General features: G+C 71.4%; 19 protein-coding genes and 1 pseudogene. 10 read left to right on the top strand and 10 right to left on the bottom strand.

Annotated elements, in window-relative coordinates:
* The first annotated feature begins 7 nt into the window (after window positions 1–7).
* Together EXU48_RS03415 and EXU48_RS03410 are read left to right on the top strand one after the other, a co-directional pair.
* Window positions 8–1,090 carry a uroporphyrinogen-III synthase gene (locus EXU48_RS03415; protein ID WP_133106622.1) on the top strand — a complete coding sequence of 361 codons (1,083 nt, stop codon included), beginning with the start codon at window positions 8–10 and terminating at the stop codon, window positions 1,088–1,090.
* 130 nt (window positions 1,091–1,220) lie between these two features.
* Complete coding sequence (locus EXU48_RS03410; protein WP_133106196.1) at window positions 1,221–1,745, top strand: hypothetical protein; 525 nt, start codon at window positions 1,221–1,223, stop codon at window positions 1,743–1,745.
* Here the strand turns inward: EXU48_RS03410 and EXU48_RS25480 are convergent.
* Window positions 1,687–1,929: a zinc-binding dehydrogenase gene (locus tag EXU48_RS25480; RefSeq protein WP_133106195.1), complete on the bottom strand. Its 243-nt coding sequence runs from the start codon at window positions 1,927–1,929 to the stop codon at window positions 1,687–1,689. The two genes, EXU48_RS03410 and EXU48_RS25480, sit on opposite strands and share 59 nt — an antisense overlap.
* 405 nt (window positions 1,930–2,334) lie before the next feature.
* Between EXU48_RS25480 and EXU48_RS03400 the strand changes: the two genes are divergently transcribed.
* The gene (locus EXU48_RS03400) at window positions 2,335–2,829 is read left to right on the top strand and encodes a hypothetical protein (protein WP_133106194.1); all 495 of its coding nucleotides are present in this window, start codon (window positions 2,335–2,337) and stop codon (window positions 2,827–2,829) included.
* Window positions 2,830–2,879: 50 nt separating this feature from the next.
* Here the strand turns inward: EXU48_RS03400 and EXU48_RS03395 are convergent, their stop codons facing one another.
* The 4 genes from EXU48_RS03395 to cobA all read right to left on the bottom strand — a co-directional run bounded on the left by EXU48_RS03395 (window position 2,880) and on the right by cobA (window position 5,676).
* A complete protein-coding gene (locus tag EXU48_RS03395) occupies window positions 2,880–3,269 on the bottom strand; it encodes a type II toxin-antitoxin system VapC family toxin (protein ID WP_235856809.1) in 390 nt (129 codons plus the stop codon).
* Window positions 3,266–3,493, bottom strand: coding sequence for a type II toxin-antitoxin system Phd/YefM family antitoxin (locus tag EXU48_RS03390; RefSeq protein WP_133106192.1), 228 nt, complete (start codon window positions 3,491–3,493; stop codon window positions 3,266–3,268). The genes EXU48_RS03395 and EXU48_RS03390 overlap by 4 nt, the downstream gene beginning before the upstream one ends.
* 131 nt (window positions 3,494–3,624) lie before the next feature.
* On the bottom strand, window positions 3,625–4,608 hold the full coding sequence (locus EXU48_RS03385) for a zinc-binding dehydrogenase (protein WP_133106191.1): 984 nt from the start codon (window positions 4,606–4,608) through the stop codon (window positions 3,625–3,627).
* Window positions 4,609–4,671: 63 nt separating this feature from the next.
* Window positions 4,672–5,676 carry a uroporphyrinogen-III C-methyltransferase gene (cobA, locus tag EXU48_RS03380; protein WP_133106190.1) on the bottom strand — a complete coding sequence of 335 codons (1,005 nt, stop codon included), beginning with the start codon at window positions 5,674–5,676 and terminating at the stop codon, window positions 4,672–4,674.
* 80 nt (window positions 5,677–5,756) lie between these two features.
* Here cobA and fgd point away from each other — a divergent pair, with 80 nt between their 5' ends.
* A complete protein-coding gene (gene fgd / locus EXU48_RS03375; protein ID WP_133106189.1) occupies window positions 5,757–6,779 on the top strand; it encodes a glucose-6-phosphate dehydrogenase (coenzyme-F420) in 1,023 nt (340 codons plus the stop codon).
* A gap of 82 nt (window positions 6,780–6,861) precedes the next feature.
* The gene (locus tag EXU48_RS03370) at window positions 6,862–7,632 is read left to right on the top strand and encodes a sirohydrochlorin chelatase (protein WP_328591616.1); all 771 of its coding nucleotides are present in this window, start codon (window positions 6,862–6,864) and stop codon (window positions 7,630–7,632) included.
* A 12-nt stretch (window positions 7,633–7,644) separates the two neighbouring features.
* Here EXU48_RS03370 and EXU48_RS03365 read toward each other — a convergent pair whose 3' ends face one another.
* Window positions 7,645–8,076 (bottom strand): PPOX class F420-dependent oxidoreductase, encoded by a 432-nt coding sequence (locus EXU48_RS03365; RefSeq protein WP_133106188.1) that lies wholly within the window; start codon window positions 8,074–8,076, stop codon window positions 7,645–7,647.
* Window positions 8,077–8,160: 84 nt separating this feature from the next.
* Between EXU48_RS03365 and EXU48_RS03360 the strand changes: the two genes are divergently transcribed.
* Window positions 8,161–9,231, top strand: a complete 1,071-nt coding sequence (locus EXU48_RS03360; protein WP_133106187.1) for an alpha/beta hydrolase-fold protein — start codon at window positions 8,161–8,163, stop codon at window positions 9,229–9,231.
* A complete protein-coding gene (locus EXU48_RS03355) occupies window positions 9,221–9,967 on the top strand; it encodes an esterase family protein (RefSeq protein ID WP_133106186.1) in 747 nt (248 codons plus the stop codon). The genes EXU48_RS03360 and EXU48_RS03355 overlap by 11 nt, the downstream gene beginning before the upstream one ends.
* A 9-nt stretch (window positions 9,968–9,976) precedes the next feature.
* Here the strand turns inward: EXU48_RS03355 and EXU48_RS03350 are convergent, their stop codons facing one another.
* Window positions 9,977–10,561: a uridine kinase family protein gene (locus EXU48_RS03350; protein WP_235856808.1), complete on the bottom strand. Its 585-nt coding sequence runs from the start codon at window positions 10,559–10,561 to the stop codon at window positions 9,977–9,979.
* Between the two features lie 89 nt (window positions 10,562–10,650).
* Between EXU48_RS03350 and EXU48_RS03345 the strand changes: the two genes are divergently transcribed.
* Window positions 10,651–11,913 carry an ATP-grasp domain-containing protein gene (locus EXU48_RS03345; RefSeq protein WP_133106185.1) on the top strand — a complete coding sequence of 421 codons (1,263 nt, stop codon included), beginning with the start codon at window positions 10,651–10,653 and terminating at the stop codon, window positions 11,911–11,913.
* 41 nt (window positions 11,914–11,954) lie between these two features.
* On the opposite strand, the gene EXU48_RS03340 is transcribed toward EXU48_RS03345, so the two are convergent.
* Complete coding sequence (locus EXU48_RS03340; protein WP_235856850.1) at window positions 11,955–12,359, bottom strand: type II toxin-antitoxin system VapC family toxin; 405 nt, start codon at window positions 12,357–12,359, stop codon at window positions 11,955–11,957.
* An 8-nt stretch (window positions 12,360–12,367) separates the two neighbouring features.
* The gene (locus tag EXU48_RS03335; protein WP_207947615.1) at window positions 12,368–12,595 is read right to left on the bottom strand and encodes a ribbon-helix-helix domain-containing protein; all 228 of its coding nucleotides are present in this window, start codon (window positions 12,593–12,595) and stop codon (window positions 12,368–12,370) included.
* Window positions 12,596–12,838: 243 nt separating this feature from the next.
* Between EXU48_RS03335 and EXU48_RS03330 the strand changes: the two genes are divergently transcribed.
* Together EXU48_RS03330 and EXU48_RS03325 are read left to right on the top strand one after the other, a co-directional pair.
* Window positions 12,839–16,405, top strand: coding sequence for a GH39 family glycosyl hydrolase (locus EXU48_RS03330; RefSeq protein WP_133106182.1), 3,567 nt, complete (start codon window positions 12,839–12,841; stop codon window positions 16,403–16,405).
* 147 nt (window positions 16,406–16,552) lie between these two features.
* Window positions 16,553–16,921 (top strand): annotated as a pseudogene (locus EXU48_RS03325) (NADPH-dependent FMN reductase); the annotation flags it as partial.
* Window positions 16,922–16,923: 2 nt separating this feature from the next.
* On the opposite strand, the gene EXU48_RS03320 reads toward EXU48_RS03325, so the two are convergent.
* Window positions 16,924–19,227 (bottom strand): glycoside hydrolase family 3 C-terminal domain-containing protein, encoded by a 2,304-nt coding sequence (locus tag EXU48_RS03320; protein ID WP_133106181.1) that lies wholly within the window; start codon window positions 19,225–19,227, stop codon window positions 16,924–16,926.
* Window positions 19,228–19,244 lie beyond the last annotated feature (17 nt).

The following is a 19,244-nucleotide window of genomic DNA, read 5'->3' as shown; positions in this document are numbered from 1 at the left end:
TCAGGTGATGGCCGGGTGCACCGTGCTGATCACCGCGGACCGCCGCTCCGCCGAGCTCGCCGCGGCACTGACCAGGCGTGGCGCCCAGGTGCGGCACGCGCCCGCGCTGAGCATCCTGTCCAACGTCGACGACGAGCAGCTCATCGCCGACACCCGGGAGCTGGTCGAACACGCCCCGGACGTCGTGGTCGTCACCACCGGGATCGGGTTCCGCGGCTGGATCGAGGCCGCGGACGCGCACGGCATCGCCGATGACCTGCTGGCCGTGCTCGCCGGTTCACGGATCGTGGCCCGCGGCCCGAAGGCCCGCGGCGCCATCCAGGCGGCCGGGCTGCAGGCCGACTGGGTCGCCGAGTCCGAGACCTCCGGAGAGATCGCCGACGTCCTGCTCGGCGAGGGGGTAGCCGGCCTGCGGGTGGCCGTGCAGCATCACGGCGCCGGAGCGGACGGCCTGGACGCGGTCTTCGCCAAGGCGGGCGCCGACGTGCAGAGCCTGATCGTGTACCGGTGGGGTCCCGCCCTCGACGCCGACGCGGTCCGGGCGTCGGCCCGCGCGGCAGCCACCGGCGAGATCGACGCCGTCGTGTTCACCTCCGCTCCCGGCGCCGAGGCATGGCTGTCCGCGGCCGAGGAGGAGGGGTTCGGACCCGAGATCGTGGCGCGGTTCGCGTCGGGTGCGATGATCGCCGCAGCAGTCGGGCCGATCACAGCGAAACCGTTGGAGCACCGAGGGATCGTGCCGCTGCAGCCTGAGCGGGGCCGCCTCGGTGCGCTCGTGCGGACCCTGGTCGGCCACTATGAGCACGCCGAGACGCTCGCCCTGAACACCGCCGTCGGCGCCTTGCAGATCCGGTCCCGGGTCGCTGTCCTCGACGGGCAGGTGCTGCCGCTGTCACCGACCGGGGTGGAGGTGCTGCGCCTGCTCGCGGGAGGTGGTGTGGTCTCCCGCGAGGCGGTGCTGGCCGTGCTGCCCGGGGACTCCACCGACCCGCACGCCGCCGAGGTGGCCATCGCCCGCCTGCGCGAGGCGGCCGGGCGTGACCTGATCAAGACGGTGGTCAAGAGGGGCTACCGGCTCGAGCTCGCCTAGTGGGATCTGACGGTGCGCCACGTCGTGTGGACGATCTGTGACGTTGTTTCGGCTGCTTGCGTATCACCGCTCTCGGTAGATTTCGCTCACCGTCGGTGACGGGATGCTGAGAGAGGGCCCCAGGTGTTCCATGACCGAACTCGGGTGGCGCCTCGGAAGCATCCGCATGACCAGTGAACGCAGGGCTCTCACGGCATCGAACCGGAGATGGCGCAAGGTTGCGTGGATCTCCTCCAGGCTTGTTGCGCTCCTGAGTCTGCTCGGGATGGGATGGCCCGTGCTGGGCTACGTTTCGGACCGAGTCAGGCGGGATGACGAGGGGGTCGTCGCTCATGTCTCGCCGGTGCGGGCGAGAGCCGTCGGCGCCGACGACACCCCTGTTCTGAGGATAGTGAGCGTCTCGCCGCCTCGGACGATCGAGGTGATCGAAGAGGATGATGCGTACTTGTGGGTGGGGTATTCGGATCTCGAGATCGAGATCCCACGTGCCGAGTGCTACATCTCGGAGAGCGACCTTCTCGCCGTGATCTCCGCGCTGGCCACTGGCAAGTACACCGCAGGGATCCCGCGGCCGCGGCTGTGGCAGAAGGTGCGAGTCACCGTGGCCGGTGACGCCGGGACGACGTGGATCTTCTCCGGCCGCCGAGCGCGCTGAGACGTACAGAAGTGCGGAATGCGCGATTCTCGAGCAGGACGACCTTCCCAGTGGTCGCCCGGGCCTCCAGGTCGGGGTGGGCGCGGGCGGCCTCGGCGAACGGGACCTCGTGGAGCAGCGGACGCCAGGTCCCGGCGGCCGCGAGGACGAGCGCCCGCTGCTGGCGCTGGAAGATGTTCGTCAAGTGGGCTAGCGGCTCGAACTTGCCCGATCCTCACTGCTCCGGCCGCCACCGGCCAGCCCGAGTCGGTCACGACTCTCCGACGCCGATCGACCACACCCCGACCGCCCGGCTCGATACTCTGCGCTATCCGTCGAGGGCGGAACGGGAGGTCGTGGCTGATGGGCAGGAGTTGCGGGCGCTGGAACGAACCGGCATGACGCGAGGACCGAGCCCGGGCATCGCGCTGCTGCGTTCCGACCCGGTCACAGAGCCCGGTCCGGAACGGGCGACCCGGGACGCTACCGCTGAGCAGCACAGCCGAGGGCCAACAGCGCGCGGTACGCCTCGATGAGCTCCGCTGCGCGGCTGAGTCTGGCACCACCACGGCCGGTGCTCGTCGGTCTTTGCGCGATTGCGTCAGTGGTCGTGTTCACGATGTTCTCCCTCGTCATGGTCAGTGATGCGGCGTGGCCCGGGTATGTGGGCTATCCAGTCCTGATCACCGGGATGCTCGGCTTCTTCGGGGCGATCGGGACCGCCCAGGTCTACGCCCAGGACGACGACCTGGTGATCACGGACGTCATCATCGAGTCACGGATCCCCCGGTCCCTGATCGTGGACGTTGAGTGGCACGACGGGATCACCGTGCACCTGTTCGACTCGAGAAGTTTCGAGCCGGCCGCCTACGGCTCGTCGCTCCTGCAGGCCTTCCTCGTGAGTCGGCGACTCTCCGACGCGGGCAGGGCCATGCGGGCATGGGTTGACGGAGACCCCGGCGATGCCGTGGACGGTCGCCCCGTCCGCAGACGCCTGCGCCGGTGGTGGACGACTGCGGTGCCGTCGATCCTCGTCGTTGCGCTGGCCTGGGGGGTCATCCTCTGGTGGCTGACCCCGATTCTGCGACCCATCGTCGTCGGGTGAGCACCAGCCCTACGTCCACGGGTCGAAGGAGAGGGTCCCTGATGGCGTACTCACCAGGTGGTCGCAAGCCCGGGAAGCCCGGTGAACGCCGGGTCCTTGGTCAGCAGCGTCAGGGACTCGATCATCGCTTGTGCGGCCAGCAGTCGGTCGAACGGATCGCGATGGGCCCACTCGAGCCCTCCGGCGAGGAGCGCGTGCTCCTCGCTGATGGGCAGCCGGACAACGCCCAAGCGATCGAGATGTCGGGGATAGGCACCGACGAGCGCGTCGGCGTGCGGAAGTCTGCCGAGACGCTGCTTGGTGGAGATCTCCCACGCCGATGCGGCCGAGGCGATGAGCCGGGACGAGCGGGCGGAGATGATCCGGCTCGACTCGGGACCGAGGCGTTCAGGGTCGGTGAGCGCCCAGAGCAGCGCATGCGTGTCGAGCAGGAACGTCACGCGCCCTCCCATGCGGCCAACTCGTCCTCCGGCAGCGGCGCGAAGAACTCGTCGGGTACGGGGTAGGCGACGAACCCGAGGTCGCGGTGCTCGCGGCCCTCGATGGGCACGAGCCGGGCAACGGGTTGATCTCCTCGGGCGATGACGACCTCCTCGCCACGCTCGACCGAAGCGATCAGCGCGGAGAGGTGCGTCTTCGCGTACTGGACTTTCACGTGCTCCATGGGTCGATTCTACCGGTTGACCATGGTTGGTCAACCATCCCTGGTCAACAAGGCTGAGACTCCGCGGAGCGAGGGTGTCATCGCGCGGCTGATGGCGCCCTTGCGCCGCAAGAGCGCACCCTTCGCTGACGTCAGACCAGGACGACCTTCCCGGTGGTCGCCCGGGCCTCCAGGTCGCGGTGGGCGCCGGCTGCGTCGGCGAACGGGACCTCGTGGAGCAGTGGACGCCACGTGCCGGCGGCCGCGAGGGCGAGGGCATGCTGCTGGCGTTGGAAGATGTCGGTGATCGGCTTGGCACCGGGTCCGACGATCGGCACCACCGTGTAGGCGGCGTCGGCCGGGACGTCGGTCGCGGCGCCGGAGGCCCAGCCGTAGCAGACCAGGCGGCCACCGGAGACGAGCAGGGACGCGGCCGCGGTGCCGGACTCGCCGCCGACGCCGTCGAACACCACGGTCGCGCCGCCGTCGCCGAGTGCCGAGCGGGCCTCGTCGAGCCAGTCGTCGGCGCGATAGTCGAGGACGGTGAGGGCGGACGTGTCGATGTCGGCGAGCACCTCGGCGAATCGGTCCGCCTTCGCCGGGCCGCCGACGAGGGCGACCACCCGGGCGCCGGCCCGCAGTGCGGCCTGCACGAACAGGTTGCCCAACCCACCAGCGGCGGCGGTGATGACCACCCTGTCCTCGGACTCGAGTTGGGCGGCGTCGAGCACGATCGTGGCCATCCGGCCGGTGCCGATCATCGCGACCGCCACGGCCTCCGAGAGCCCGTCGGGGATCGGGTGCAGCACCTCGAGCGGTGCCACGACCAGCCTCGCGTAACCTCCGCCGTCGGGCACCGCCCCCAGGTGCGCGGCGACCCGGCGACCGACCCAGGCCGGGTCGACCCCAGGTCCGACCGCGGCGACGGAGCCGGCGACCTCGCGGCCCGGGATCGTCGGCAGAGCCGGCAGCGGCAGCGGACCGGGCTCGCCGCGGCGCAGCGTCGTGTCGAGCAGGTGCACACCGTGCGCGCGCCCGGCGATCAACACCTGGCCCGGGCCCGGCTCGGGGTCGGGGACCTCGTCCAGGACGAGGTTCTCGGGCGGGCCGAAGGCGTGCAGGCGGATGGCGTCCATCGATGGTCTCCCTGGGGTCGGTGGGTCAGGGATCCCACCCAACGACATCAACCATGGTTGAGGTCAAGTCCCGGGGAGGTCGGCTCGGCCGCCGATCCGGACCACGTTCCCGAGCACGATGACGGCGGGGGAGGAGATCCCGGCGAGGGTCGCCTCGGCGACGGCCTCCCCGACGGTGCTGAGGGTGCTCGCCTGGTCCGGGGTGTATCCGCGCTCGATCGCCGCGACCGGGGTCTGGCGGGCGAGCCCGGCCCGCAGCAGCCCGGCGAGCAGGTGCGGCAGGGTGCCGACGCCCATCAGGACCACGACGGTCCCGCCGAGGGTGAGCGCGCGGGTCAGGTGGGCGTGCTCGTCGCCGGAGAGGGGGTGGTGCCCGGAGATCACGGTGAAGTGGTGGGAGACCTCGCGATAGGTCACCGGGATCCCGGCCGCCGCCGGCACCGCGATCGCCGCACTGATCCCGGGGACGACGCGCGCGGATACCCCCGCGGCCCGCGCGGACCCGAGTTCCTCGGCGCCGCGGCCGAAGACGAACGGGTCTCCGCCCTTGAGCCGGACCACCCGCTGACCGGCTCGGGCCCGCTCGATCATCAGGGACTCGATCTCGGTCTGACCCAGCGGGTGATGACCGGGCCGCTTGCCGACGTCGATCAGCTCCGCGCCGGGAGCGAGGTCGGCCAGGTGATCGGTGGGCGCGAGCCGGTCGAACAGGATCACGTCCGCGGTGGCGAGGGCGCGTACGGCGGCGAGGGTGAGCAGGTCGTCGGCGCCCGGACCGCCCCCGACGAGGGTCACCTGCCCGGCCGGAGCCTCGGGCTCGCGGCTGAGCAGGTGCGTGCGGGCCACCCCGGCGAGCGTCAGGTCCCACTCCGCCGAGACCTCGGCCGGGGTGAAGGCGACCACCACCAGAGCGACGCCGTCGAGCAGGGCCGGCGTGACGTCGTCGGGCATCGACGCGGTGCGCACCAGCGCGCCCGCGGCGGCATAGCGGCGCTCGAGGCGGGCGGCCTGCGCGCCGGCGCCGAGGACGAGCACGGTCAGACCGTCGACCCGGGTCTCGATCAGCATTCGCGGCGTTCCCTCTCGTTCGGTGCTGATCATTGTCGACTACGTTTGAGGCACCGCACCCGCCACGACAGGAATGTCTCATGCTGCCCCTGAAGCTCGGTTACAAGGCCTCGGCCGAACAGTTCGCCCCCCGGGAACTCGTGGAGATCGCCGTCGCGGCGGAGGAGCACGGGATGGAGAGCGTCGCGGTCAGCGACCACTTCCAGCCGTGGCGCCACGATGGTGGGCACGCTCCGTTCTCGCTGGCGTGGATGGCGGCGGTGGGGGAGCGGACCTCCCGGGTGCAGATCGGCACCTCCGTGATGACGCCGACGTTCCGGTACAACCCCGCCGTGATCGCCCAGGCGTTCGCGACCATGGGCGTGCTCTACCCGGGGCGGATCATGCTCGGTGTCGGCACCGGGGAGGCGCTGAACGAGATCGCCACCGGGTTCCGCGGTGCCGGGGAGCAGGACTGGCCGGAGTTCAAGGAGCGGTTCGCCCGGCTGCGCGAGGCGGTCCGCCTGATGCGGGAGCTGTGGAGCGGCGACCGGGTCGACTTCGAGGGCGAGTACTACTCCACGCACGGCGCGAGCATCTACGACCGGCCCGACGGCGGCATCCCCGTCTACATCGCGGCCGGCGGTCCGATGGTGGCCCGGTACGCGGGCCGGGCCGGGGACGGGTTCATCTGCACGTCCGGCAAGGGCTGGGACCTGTACACCGAGAAGCTCATCCCGGCGGTTGCCGAGGGTGCGGCCAAGGCCGAGCGGGACCCCGCCACGATCGACCGGATGATCGAGATCAAGCTCTCCTACGACACCGATCCCGAAGCTGCGTTGGAGCACACCAGGTTCTGGTCGCCGCTGTCGCTCACCGCCGAGCAGAAGCACTCGATCCACGACCCCATCGAGATGGAACGGGCCGCGGACGCGCTGCCGATCGAGACCATCGCGCAGCGCTGGATCGTCTCCGCGGACCCGGACGAGGCCGCCGAGAAGGTCCTCGAATACCGCCGGGCCGGGTTCAACCACCTCGTCTTCCACGCCCCCGGGCAGGACCAGCGCCGGTTCCTGGAGCTCTTCGAGCGAGACCTCGCGCCGCGGCTGCGCGCGCACGGGTGACCGGCGCGGCGTGCGGAAGTCTTAACCGTCCCGAAACCGATCGACACCCTCCGGCGTAACAGCGCCCACCTAGCGTCGGGGCATGACAGCGATCCTCGCCGGCGCCCCGCACACCCGCCACGGCCGAGCCCCGCTCACCCCCGCCACCCGGACGATGCCGGCCCTGCTCGCGTGCTCGCACGGCACGTCCTCGCCCGCGGGCCAGCGGGCCGTCGCCGGCCTGGTGCAGGCGGTGGCGGACCGTCGTCCGGACGTGCCCGTGGCCGGCTCGTTCGTCGACGTGCAGCAGCCCGACGTGCCGACGTCGCTGACCGGGCTGGGCCGCGGGGCGGTGCGGATCGTGCCGCTGCTGCTCTCGGCCGGCTACCACGTGCACGTGGACCTCACCGAGGCCGCCGCCACGAACCCCGACACCCGGGTGATGCGCGCACTCGGCCCGGATCCGCGGCTCGTCCGCCAACTGCAGCACCGACTCACCGAGGCGGGCCTGGCGGCCGGTGATGCGGTCGTCCTGGCGGCCGCCGGCTCCTCGGACGCGGGCGCCGTGGCCCACTGCGAACAGACCGGCGAGATGCTCGCCGCGGCGCTGCGCCGTGACGTCATCACCGGCTTCATCTCCGCGGCCGGCCCGAGCCTGGGGGACGCGGTCGCGACCGCGCGGGCCGGCCTGCGGGCCCGGCCCGACGGCGCAGGTCGCGTCGTCGTCGCGACCTACCTGCTCGCGCCGGGCTACTTCGCCGACCTCGCCGTGGGCTGCGGTGCGGACGTGGTCACCCCGCCGCTGCTCGTCGACGGCGAGGTTCCGCCGGTCGAGCTGGTGGACCTGGTGCTGGACCGGTACCTGGCGTGCTGACGGGCCGCCGCGTCAGCGGATCTTCGCCCCGTACACACGCTCGACCTTCATCGTCATCAGGACCCGGCGGTCGGCGACCATGACGTCGCGGTACTCCTGCCAGTCCGGGTGCTCTCCGGCGGCGCGCCGGTAGTAGTCCACGAGCGCCTCGACCTCGGGTCCGTTCGGGTCGGTGCCCGGCCCGGTCAGGGTCACCGGACCCTCGGCGGTCGCCCACTCCCAGCCGTTCTCACTGGTCACCTCGAGCGCGGCCCGCGGGTCGCGGCGCAGGTTGGTCGTCTTGGCGCGGCCCTCGGTCATCGAGACCAGGAGCTGCTCGGCATCGCGGTCGTAGAACGGGGTCACCGGGGAGAGCTGGGGCAGCCCGTTCGCCTTGATCGTGGCGAGAACGCCGATCTTGGCGGTGGTGAGCACGGTGCGGGGATCGAACGTGGTGTCGGTCATGCACGGTCGAACCCGGATCACCGGTACTCCTATTCCGCGATGGCCGGTCCGGCGCAACCACGCGCGGGTGGCTAGTCTCCAACCATGCGCGAGGACCCCAGCACCGAGACCTCCGGGAACGAGGTGTGCTTCCGGCTCGCCGATCCCGACGCGCGCTACCGGCGGGTCCGCCTCGATGCCGACCTCGGCACCACCGACTCACCCCGGGACCTGACCCGCACCGACGGCGTCTGGGAGCTGTGCATCCCGCGGCCGCCGCTGGGACGGGTGGAGTACCGGTTCGAGGTCACCACCACCCTCCTGGACCCGGCCAACCCGCACACCGCTCCCGGTGGGTTCGGCGACCGGTCGGTGCTGGAGCTGCCGGGCTATGCCACGCCCGGCTGGCTGGCGGCCGAACCGATCGCGAGCCGGCTCGCGGACGTCTCCTTCACCGACACCCCGGTGGGCGACATCGACGGCACCCTCTGGGTCCCGGAGCGGCTCGACCCGGACGAGCCGGCGCCGCTGCTGATCGCCCACGACGGGCCCGACTACGCCGCGATGGGGCACCTCACCGACTTCATCGGGTCCCGGATCGACGCCGGCGTCCTCGCGCCACTGCGGGTGTTGCTGCTCGGCTCACCGGACCGGATGTCCTGGTACGCCGCGAACGACGACTACGCCGACGCCCTCGTGCTGCACGTCCTGGACGCCGCCCGTGACCAGTGGCCCACGACCGTCATGGTCGCCGCCGGCGTCAGCCTCGGCGCGCTCGCCGCCCTGCACGCCCAGTGGCGTCACCCCGGTGCCTTCGACGGCCTGTTCCTGCAGTCCGGCTCCTTCTTCACGCCGGGCACCGACGCCCAGGAGTCGTGGTTCGCCAGGTTCGGCGACATCACCTCGTTCGTGGCCGAGATCGCCGGGGCGACGGCGGAGCCTGGGTCGGTCATGCTGCCGGTCGTCACGCTCACCTGTGGCGCGACGGAGGAGAACGTCGTGAACAACCGGCTGATGGCAGCCCACCTGAGCCGGCTGGGCTGGGACGTGCGCTACGCCGAGACCGACGACCTGCACAACTACGTCTCTTGGCGCGACGCCCTGGAGCCGCACCTGACCCGGTTGGTGACCGCCGCCGTCGGGCACAAGGTGGCCGGAGGCCACGATGCGACGTGACCAGGTCGAACTGGACGCCCCCGGCCTGGACCGGCCGGGCACTCTGATCGCCTACGGGCACTGGGGCCGCCCGGTGGTGGTGTTCCCCACCGAGCTGGGGCGGGCCTGGGAGTACGAGGAGAACGGCATGGTCGGGGCGCTCGCGTCGCTGATCGACGACGGCCGGATCAAGCTCTACTGCGTGGACTCCTTCGACCACCTGACCTGGTCGGACACCTCGATCTCCCACGAGGAGCGAGCCCGGCGGTACCGGGACTACGAGCGCTGGGTGACCGACGCCGTCGTGCCGGTGATCCGCGACGACTCCCCGGGCGCGGGGGACCTGATCACCACGGGCGCCAGCCTCGGCGCCTACCACGCCCTGCACCTGATGTTGACGCGGGCGGACCTGTTCACGGTCGCGATCTGCCAGTCGGGCAACTACGACCCGTCGTTCTGGCGCACCTGGGGCGAGCGCGGCGACGACGCGTACTTCACGAACCCGATGGACTACCTGCGCGGGGCCGACGGCGACCACCTGGACTGGCTGCGCTCGCGGGTGTACCCGGTCCTGACCGTCGGGCGGGGGGAGTTCGAGGTGGATCCGACCGGGGCGCTGCCGGCGACCCTGGCGATGGACCGGCTGCTCACGGACAAGGGCATCGGGCACGAGCTGGACGTCTGGGGCCACGACGTGTCCCATCAGTGGCCGTGGTGGCGCAAGCAGATCGCGCATCATCTGCCGCGGTTCTGCTGAGCGACCCGCTCAGCGCTCGAGATCGGCCCGGTAGCGCAGCTCGGCCCGACCGGCCGGCGCGAACCTCGCCGCGAACTCGACATCGTTCGGCGCCCAGACCTCGGTCCAGAGCCGATCGTGGAGGCGCCCGAGCGCTCGGTCGCGCGCCATCCCGCGCCGAACCGCATCCTCGGGGTCGGCCTCGACCCAGATCGTGAGCGAGAACAGGTCCAGGAGGTCGGGATGGAAGATGCCGATCGCATCGAGCACGAGGACGTCCCCGGTGGGCAGCGTGACCGGCTCACCGGGCTCGCGCCGTGACCAGTCGAACGGTCGGTACCGAATGGTGCGGTCGCCGCGCAGGTGCGGCCGGAGCACCTCCTCGCGCAGCCGGTCCCGCCCGACACCGTCCCAGTCCGGGGACCGGCGATGTGATCGGGCCGGGTCCAGGAAGTCGTCCCCGCGCAGGCGGGTCGCGCCAGGTATCCGGCCGACGAGGGCACGGGTGAGCGTGGACTTACCCGCGCCGGCGTACCCCGAGATCCCGATGGTGGCCCGGCCGGGGAGCGCGGCGATCCGTTGCGCGAGGGTGTCCTCGTCGGCGTAGGCGACCACCGGGCGACCCTATCGTGGCGGCCGACGGGCGCCGTTGCCACGACCGAGTAGGTTGCAGCCAGGCACGAAACCCACCTGCGGAGGACGCAATGGTCGACATCTCCCGGCACCTGATCGGCCTGCTGCTCGGGCAGGAGGAGGACTGGCCGCGCGCGTTCGAGTCGATCGTGGCGCGGCTCGGACCGATCACCGACGCCGGCGGGCGCACCCACGAGATCGCTACGCAACGCCTGACCATCGCCCCGTTCGAACTCACCGACCCGGTGTCCTCCGACCTCGTCATCGACCGGCTCGCCTACTGGTACTACGTGCCCCGGGAGTGGCTGAAGAAGGCCGCGCTGATGGACGACACCTACCTGCTGAACTCCCCGTTCACGTTCCAGTCGATGGAGAAGCACAGTGCCTACTGCGCCATGCTGCGGCTCGGGCTGAACATCCCGCGCACCGTGCTGGTGCCGTACAAGAACCCGGTGGACAACGCCCGCTGGGCGTACACGTCCGCGAAGTACAACGAGCCCTTCGACCTCGAGGCGATCGCCGCCGACCTCGGCTATCCGCTGTACATGAAACCGTTTGACGGCGGTGGCTGGCGTGGGGTGTCCCGGATCGACAACCCCGAGGATCTGCGCACCGCCTACGACTCCTCGGGGCAGATGCTCATGCACCTGCAGGCCACCGTCGACTACGAGCACTTCGCCAGGGCACTGTCCATCGGGCCCGAGACCATGGTGATGGACTTCCGCCCGGACCAGCCGATGCATCAGCGGTACGCCGTCAGTCACGACTTCCTCACGCCGTCGGCCGGTGAGCAGGCGGTGACCGTCTCCCGGCTGGTGAACGCGTTCTTCCGGTGGGAGTTCAACTCCGCGGAGATGCTCGTGACCGGGGACGCGGTGTACCCGATCGACTACGCGAACGCGTGTCCGGACGTGGCCGTGACGTCGCTGCACTACTACTTCCCGTGGGCGATCACGGCGCTGGTGCGGTGGAGCACGTACGCGCTCGTGACCGGCCGTCGCACGCCGGTCGACACGAGTACCGCGGCCTACTTCGCGATCGCCGACGACCCCGAACTCGACTACCCGGGGAGGATGGCCGCCTACCGGCGCCTCGCCGACGACCACTTCGAGACCGACCGGTACTGGGACTGGTGCGCCACGCACCTGGCGGACCTGCCCGAACGGGTGCTGGACTGGGTCACCTCACCAGACTTCGACCGCATGCTCACCGACACCGTGCGGGCCACCTACCCGCCGCACGAGCACGAGGAGTTCCTCGCCCACTTCCGCGGGCTGATCGGGCTGTGGACCTCCGACGAGCAGGCCCGGCTGGCGGGCGGCGCGGCCGGCTGAGCGCCGAGCCGGTCCGAGGACGACCTGAGCATCGCCGGGCCTCACGGCAGGAGAGTGAATGCGTCGACGTGGGCGGGTCGCACCACGGTGAAGTGACGTCGGTCGACGGTGGCGATCTCACTGACCCCGAGACGTTCCGCGGTGACCACGACCGAGGCGTCGACGGTCCCCAGTGGCAGGTCCCGGTAGCGCGCGACCAACTCGGCGATGCGTAGCCAGTCCGCGGCAGCGACTGGCTCGACGGTGAACGAGCCGCCGGCCAGGTCGCCGAGGAAGCGGACTTCCGGACCTGTCCCGAGTCGGGTCGCCAGGAGGTAGACCACCTCGGTGATGACCAGGGTGGGGACGATCAGCGGGCCGGCATGTGTTTCGAGAAGTTCCAGCGCGGCCGCGTGGTGCGCGTCGTCGGCGTCGACGTAGGCGTAGAGCGGCCCGGCGTCGACGATGAGCGCCGCTATTGTCCGACCTCGGAGGCGAGGATCTCTTCGATGCGCTCGGAGACGTCGCTTCTTCCGCTTCGCCCGGCTGCGGCTGCACCGAGCTGGCGTCGGGTCGAGGGTCCGCCGAGGTAGGCCTCGAGTGCCTCACGGCTGACTTCGGCGATGGTCGTTCCTCGGCGTTCGGCTTCGTGCCGTAGGCGGGCGTCGAGTGCGTCGGGGATCTTGACGGTTGTGCGCTTCATGTATGCCAGCATACCCGGAGGTGGGGCCGTGACACCGGCATAGGACCGGCCGCGACGTAGCCCTCGAGGTCCGGCGACGCCCTGGCCGTGATGCATCCGCGAAACCGCAAGCGCACCCCGAATCCCATGGATTTGTAGCGACTCTAGACGTTCTCGTAGACGTATGCGAAACTGCTTTCGCACCGACCCCGACCAGCGGTTCCGGTCACCCGACGCTCACCGACGAGATCGAGGCCAGGCAACATGATGCGATACCGATCGGCGGCACTCGCCGCCATCCTCGCCCTGGCGGCCAGCGCCGTCACCGCCATCGGCGCCACCGCGGCGCCGCTCCCTGCCGAACTCGCACCGGCCGCGACCGGGCAGGTCGTCGTCGGCGACTTCGAACCGGGCTCGCCGGACTGGGACGTGTACACGACCGGGGCGGCCAGCGGCGCGATCACCCTCGCCACCGAGGCACCGGCCAGCGGAGCCGGGCACGGCCGGATCGAGGCCTCGGTGCCGACCGGCACCTTCGAGCTCGCCCGCTGGCCAGGTCAGATCGAGGCCACGGCGCTCGAGCTGCAGGTGCGCACGGCGGACGTCGACCTCGTCACCCTCCGGCTGCAGGACTCGACCGGCCAGGCACACCAGCAGCGCGTGGCCGTCGACCCGGATGCCGAGGGTTGGCAGACCCTTCGCCTCGAGGACTTCACCTCGGGCGACGGCTACCTGCACTTCGGTGGCGCCGACGACGGCGTCTGGCACGGCCCGCTGCGAGCGTTCTCGGTCATCCTGGACACCTGGTCGTTCCGGGAGGGCAGCACCGCGGGCACGCTCGACATCGATGCCGTCGTCGCGGAGGTCGACGTCGTGACCGCGCCGCTGACGCTGCAGACACTCGCGCGCGGAAACGTCTTCCACACCGGCGATGACGTCGCCGTCGCCTTCACGGGCGACGACGTCGTCGAGCTGTCCTGGACCGTCCGCGACGCGCACGGTACCGTCGTCGACCAGGGCGCGACCCCGGCCGCCGACCTGGAGGGAACGCTCCCCTTCGGCGTCACCGATCCCGGCTGGTACACGGCGGATGTCGTCGGGACCACGGCGGACGGCACCCGGTACCTGGTCGGCACCGACCTCGCGGTTCTCGAGCCGCTGCCGGCGGACTTCGTGCGCGATCCCCGCTTCGGCGTCGCCACCCACTACGGCCAGTCCTGGCCCCTGGAGACCGCCGCTCTGGTCGCCGATGCGGGATTCGGGCTCGCTCGGGACGAGGCCTACTGGGCCGGCCAGGAGACGACGCCCGGTCAGATCGTCTGGCAGGACAAGGTCGTGGCCTACCAGGACGAGTTCGAGGACCTCGGCCTCGGCCACTTCCGCGTGCTCAGCTATGGGAACCCGCTGTACTTCCCGGACGAGGCACCGACGACGCCCGAGGGTCGGGAGGCGTTCGCACGCTACGCCATCGCCACCGTGGCGGAGCTGGGCGTCGAGGGCAACTACTTCGAGGTCTGGAACGAGTGGAACTGGCGCGACCTCGACGGGCCGGCGGCCGGCAGCGCGTCCCAGTACGTCGCGCTGCTGCAGGTCGTGCACGACGCGGTCAAGGCCGCCTACCCGGACGCGGTGCTGGTGGGGCCCGCGCTCGCACCGATGAACGACTGGCAGGACTGGTTCTCCGAGTTCGCCGACCTCGGTGGGCTCGAGTTGATCGACGCGGTATCGACCCACCCCTACACGCACCCGAACGCCCCCGAGGGGTCGTCGCGGTTCCAGGGCCAGTACGGCGCGCTCCGCACGATCATGAGTGAGCACGGCCACGCCGACATGCCGCTGCTGCTGTCCGAGGTCGGCTGGCCGACGGCCGAGACGGCCGTCGGCGTCGACGAGGCGACCCAGGCACGCCTGATGGTTCGCGGTCAGCTGACCGCCTTCGCTGACGGCGCGCAGAACTTCACCATCTACGACTTCATGGACGACGGCACCGACTCCGGTGAGGTCGAGCACCGGTTCGGGATCGTGCGCAACACCGACGACCCCCGCGGTGCCTGGGTGCCCAAGCCCGCCTACGTGACCAGCGCCGTCATGAACCGGATGCTCGCGGGCCTGCCCTTCGAGAGCTCCGGCGACCTCGGGGACGATGCGTGGGATGTCGTGTTCTCGGACGGGAACCGCACAGTCCACGCGGCGTGGGCCACCGTCCCGACCACGGCTGCGTTCGCTGCGACGGGTCCTGTCACCGTCACCGACGCCTACGGCGGCGCTGTCGAACTCGCCCCGGACAGCGACGGGCTGGTGCACGTGAGCCTCGACGAGGAGCCCATCTACGTCGAGGGTGCCATCACCACCGTCTCGGTCTCGGACGCGTACCGATTCGACATCCAGCCCGAGGTCGCGGGAACCCCTGCGACCGGCCACGTCGTCGTCGACCGGACCGGACGGTCGGGCATCGAGCTCGAGCTCGAGCCCGTCGGAGGCGACTCGGCGAGCGCGAGCGTCGGTGCCGGGCAGAGCGCGACGGTCGACGTCGCCTACCTGCCGCAGAATTCCGGCGCCGAGCGTACCTACTCGGTGCTCGCACGGGTCGACGGCGTCGCGGTCGCGCTGCTGCGCACCACGGGTTCGCCCACGCCGGCACTCTCGATCACCGGTGTGCACGGCGTCGACCCCGACGGTCAGGTCCTGCGGCTGCAGGTCACGAACGCGACACCCACGGCGATCACGCTCGACGGCGTCGACGTGGCCGTCGGGGACGAGCGCACGCGGGTGGGTGAGGGCGAGTCGGTGCCGGCAACGGGCACCGTCGTGCTGAGCGTCCCGATCGCGCCGACCGAGCCGACCGGCTGGACCGCGACGGTCCTGACCACCGCCGGCACGCCCGCCGCCGCGTCGGGCACCCTGACGCCCTTGGGCGAGCCGGTCGGGGTGCCCGGCCTTGGGATCGACGTCGACGGCGTCGCCGACCCGGCGGTGCTGGAACTGGCCGCGCAGGAGGTCGGGACGGAAGAGGCGCCCGCGCTCCCCGGCTGGGAGGGCCCAGCGGACGCCTCGGCGTCGATCTGGCTGACCCACGACGACGAGAACCTCTACCTGACGCTTCGTGCCCAGGATGACGTCCACGCCCAGCCCAGCACCGGCGGTGACATCTGGCAGGGCGACAGCGTGCAGATCGGACTCGTCGCCGGAGCGCCCGGCGAGGACCCGGTACCGCAGGAGATCGGAGTCGCCCTCACCGATGCCGGCGAGGTGGTCGTGCACAGGTGGGCGCCCGCCGACGTCGCCGGCACGCCCGCCGGTGTGAGCGCCGCCGTCGTCCGCGACGAGGGCGCCGCGACCACGACCTACGAGGTCGCGATCAGCTGGGCCGAGATCGGCATCGACCCGGCCGGGCGGCTGCTGGCGAGCACGGTCGTCCTGAACGAGAACGACGGCTCCGGCCGCGAGGGCTGGCTGAGCTGGGGACTCGGACTCGCCGAGACCAAGAACGTCTCGCTGTTCAACGCTCTCGTCCTCGCCGTGACCGACGAACCGCTGCCACCGGTCACGCTGCGGATCTCCGTCCGACCGCAGTGCTGGGGAGCCGAAGCGGTCATCGCCGTCCACGTCGTCAACACTTCGGAGGTGCCGCTCGACATCCGCATGACGACGGACTACGGCAGCCACAAACTGACCGGCACCGCGCCAGGCGCGGCCGGCTACCACGGCTTCACGAGCGGAGCCGCGGCGGTCGACGCCGGATCGGTGACCGTCGCCGCGTACGCCTGGAACGACGGTCAGTCCGTGTACGAGCGCTTCAGTGTGGCGTATGAGGCGGTGACCTGCGCCTGAGGGCGGCATGCCCGGGCCCCCAGCGTGACGGGACGACGCCCGGGGTTCAGGATGGAACCCTGCGGGTCCACCGCACGCGGGCGGATCGGCTCCCCGCCGATCCCGCGAGATGGGAGAGTGGCATGGCCTTCAAGATCGGCTACTTCGTGGGGAGCCTCGATCCCGGGCGCGCTGAAGAACGCGATCGACTGGGGTTCGCGCCCGTGGGGCACGAATTCCTTCGCTCGCAAACCGAGCGGGATCATCGGTGCCTCGATCGGCGGCATCGGCACCGCCGTCATGCAGTCGTCGATGCGCAGCGTGCTGAGCTTCCTCGACGCCCCCCAGTTGAACGCGCCCGAGGCCTACATCACGTTCAAGCCCGATGACTTCGCCGACGACGGCGAGTGCACGGACCCCTCGACCGCGGACTTCCTGCGGCACTACATGGAGGAGTACAGCGGGTTCGTCCAGCGGGTGCTCGCCGTGAACGCGCCGGGCCACATCGGCGACGCGGAGGCCACGGGGCACCCCTGAGGTCAGCGCGTCCCGTACCGGGCGATCAGGTCCTCGAGCGTCTCGACGGTGAGGGCCCGGCTCATCCCCATCAGTGGCACCTTGACCACGGGCATCGAGGTCAGGAACGCGGCCATCGACGCGTCCGGGCTGTCCGGGCCGAACATGGCCCCGAACTCGCCCATCGCCCCGATCAGTGCCGGCCCCGCCTCGGGATCGGCGACCCATTCGCCGATCGTCGAGTACCCGGTGAGGGGCGCCCGGCGCGCCGGCGCCTCCAGCGGCAGCACCGCGCGCAGGGGCAGGTCCCGCGACGATGCGCCCACCGAGACCTCCAGCGCCCCCGGCTCGACCGACCAGCCGCGGGTGACCGTGTCCCAGTGGCTGAGGTCACGCCGGGTCAGGGTGAACTCGACCGGCCGGGACTCGCCGGGCGCGAGCTCGAGCCGGGCGAAGCCCCGCAGCTCACGTGGTGCCCGGGCGAGCAGCGAGTCCGGCCGGCCGACGTACAGCTGCGGGACGGCGGCGCCCGCTCGCCCACCGGTGTTGGTGACCACGGCCCGCACGCGGACCACGACGTCGTCGGCGCCCGTGGCCTCGGTCACGGGGCCGCCGTCGACGGCGAGGTCGGCGTAGGCGAACGTGGTGTAGGTCAGGCCGTGCCCGAACGGGTAGGACACGGCGGCGCCCGTCGCGTCCAGGCCGCGGTATCCGATGAAGATGCCCTCGCCGTAGCGCACCACCCCGTTCTCACCCGGGAAGTTCAGTTGCGCGGGGACGTCCGCGAGCCGCTCCGGGATCGACTCGGCCAACCGGCCGGACGGCGCGGCGTCGCCGAGCAGGAGGTCGACCGCGGCCGGGCCGCCGGCCTGTCCGCCGAGCCAGAGTTCGAGGATCGCGTCGGCATGCTCCTGCCAGTCGGCCACGGCCACGGCGGACCCGTTGGACAGCAGCACGATCGTGCGGTCGGCCACGGCGGCGACGTCCGCGAGCAGCGCGATGTGGCTGGCCGGCAGGTCCAGGTGGGCACGGTCGTAGCCCTCGGACTCATCGATCGCGGGCAGGCCGAGGAACAGCACCGCCGTTCGCCCGGTGGCCAGCTCGACGGCCTCGCGCCTCAGGTCGACGTCGCTGCGCTCCTGCCCGACGGCGGTGCTCGCCTCCGCGAGCACGTAGCCCGGGGCGAACGGCACGTCGAGGCCCTGCTCACGCAGGGCGTCCAGAGCGCTCACCAGCCGGGTCGGGTTCACCTGTGAGGACCCGGCGCCCTGGTAGCGCGGCGTGCGTGCCATCTCACCGATGACGACCGTGGTGGCCGGCAGCGACCCGCGCTCCAGTGGGAGCGCGCCGTCGTCGTTCTTCAGCAGCACCGCGGCGCGGGTCGCCGCCTCGCGGGCCAGGGCATGGTTCGCCTCATGATCCGTGGTGCCCGGTTCGGCCCGGGCGGCCTGCGAGCGCGCGACCAGGTGGAGGACCCGGGCCACGGCACGGTCGAGGTCGGCCTCGGCGAGGTCGCCCGAGCGCACTGCCTCGACCACTCGCGCGTCGTTGATCCCGTCCGAGGCCGGCATCTCCAGGTCGAGGCCTGCGGCGACGCCGGCGACCCGGTCGTCCACCGCGCCCCAGTCGGAGACCACGAGCCCCTCGAAGCCCCACTCGCTGCGGAGCACGTCGGTGAGCAGCCAGGGGTCCTGCGAGGCATAGGTGCCGTTGATCCTGTTGTAGGAACACATCACCGTCCACGGCTGGGCGCGGGTGACGACCTTCTCGAAGGCCGGCAGGTAGATCTCCCGGAGGGTCCGCTCATCGACCTCGGCCGAGATGCGCATCCGGTCGGTCTCCTGGTTGTTCGCGGCGAAGTGCTTCAGCGAGGTGCCGACCCCCTGGGACTGGATGCCCTCGACCAGCGGCGCCGCGAGTTCGCCGGCCAGGTGCGGGTCCTCGGCGACGTACTCGAAGTTCCGCCCGCACAAGGGGCTGCGCTTCATGTTGATGCCCGGGCCGAGCAGCACGGCCACGTCGTTGGCGAGGGTCTCCGCGCCGAGCGCCTGCCCGACCCGGCGGAGCAGGTCCGGGTCCCAGGTGGAGCCGAGCCCGGCGGCGGACGGGAAGCAGGTGGCCGGCACCGAGTCGTTCAGGCCGAGGTGGTCGGTCGCGCCGGCCTGCTTGCGCAACCCGTGCGGCCCGTCGGTCAGCATCACGGCCGGGATTCCGAGCCGGTCGACGGCCTGGGTGTGCCAGAAGTCGGAGCCGGACAGCAACGACGCCTTCTCCTCGAGGGTGAGTTCGGCGAGGAGGCGGGGGATGTCGGAAACGGTGACGACCATGTCAACGGACCTTTCAG

Source organism: Occultella glacieicola, assembly GCF_004353825.1.
Classification (GTDB): Bacteria; Actinomycetota; Actinomycetes; order Actinomycetales; family Beutenbergiaceae; genus Occultella; species Occultella glacieicola.
The sequence above is the reverse complement of the archived record's forward strand: the minus strand, read 5'-3'. Positions and strand labels throughout refer to the sequence as shown.

Excerpts from the sequence above, each read along its gene's own strand:
- EXU48_RS03415 (WP_133106622.1), top strand. The coding sequence starts at position 8 with ATGGCCGGGTGCACCGTGCTGATCACCGCGGACCGCCGCTCCGCCGAG.
- EXU48_RS03410 (WP_133106196.1), top strand. The coding sequence starts at position 1,221 with ATGACCGAACTCGGGTGGCGCCTCGGAAGCATCCGCATGACCAGTGAA.
- EXU48_RS03390 (WP_133106192.1), bottom strand. The coding sequence starts at position 3,493 with ATGGAGCACGTGAAAGTCCAGTACGCGAAGACGCACCTCTCCGCGCTG.
- EXU48_RS03385 (WP_133106191.1), bottom strand. The coding sequence starts at position 4,608 with ATGGACGCCATCCGCCTGCACGCCTTCGGCCCGCCCGAGAACCTCGTC.
- cobA (WP_133106190.1), bottom strand. The coding sequence starts at position 5,676 with ATGCTGATCGAGACCCGGGTCGACGGTCTGACCGTGCTCGTCCTCGGC.
- fgd (WP_133106189.1), top strand. The coding sequence starts at position 5,757 with ATGCTGCCCCTGAAGCTCGGTTACAAGGCCTCGGCCGAACAGTTCGCC.
- EXU48_RS03370 (WP_328591616.1), top strand. The coding sequence starts at position 6,862 with ATGACAGCGATCCTCGCCGGCGCCCCGCACACCCGCCACGGCCGAGCC.
- EXU48_RS03365 (WP_133106188.1), bottom strand. The coding sequence starts at position 8,076 with ATGACCGACACCACGTTCGATCCCCGCACCGTGCTCACCACCGCCAAG.
- EXU48_RS03360 (WP_133106187.1), top strand. The coding sequence starts at position 8,161 with ATGCGCGAGGACCCCAGCACCGAGACCTCCGGGAACGAGGTGTGCTTC.
- EXU48_RS03355 (WP_133106186.1), top strand. The coding sequence starts at position 9,221 with ATGCGACGTGACCAGGTCGAACTGGACGCCCCCGGCCTGGACCGGCCG.
- EXU48_RS03345 (WP_133106185.1), top strand. The coding sequence starts at position 10,651 with ATGGTCGACATCTCCCGGCACCTGATCGGCCTGCTGCTCGGGCAGGAG.
- EXU48_RS03335 (WP_207947615.1), bottom strand. The coding sequence starts at position 12,595 with ATGAAGCGCACAACCGTCAAGATCCCCGACGCACTCGACGCCCGCCTA.
- EXU48_RS03330 (WP_133106182.1), top strand. The coding sequence starts at position 12,839 with ATGATGCGATACCGATCGGCGGCACTCGCCGCCATCCTCGCCCTGGCG.
- EXU48_RS03320 (WP_133106181.1), bottom strand. The coding sequence starts at position 19,227 with ATGGTCGTCACCGTTTCCGACATCCCCCGCCTCCTCGCCGAACTCACC.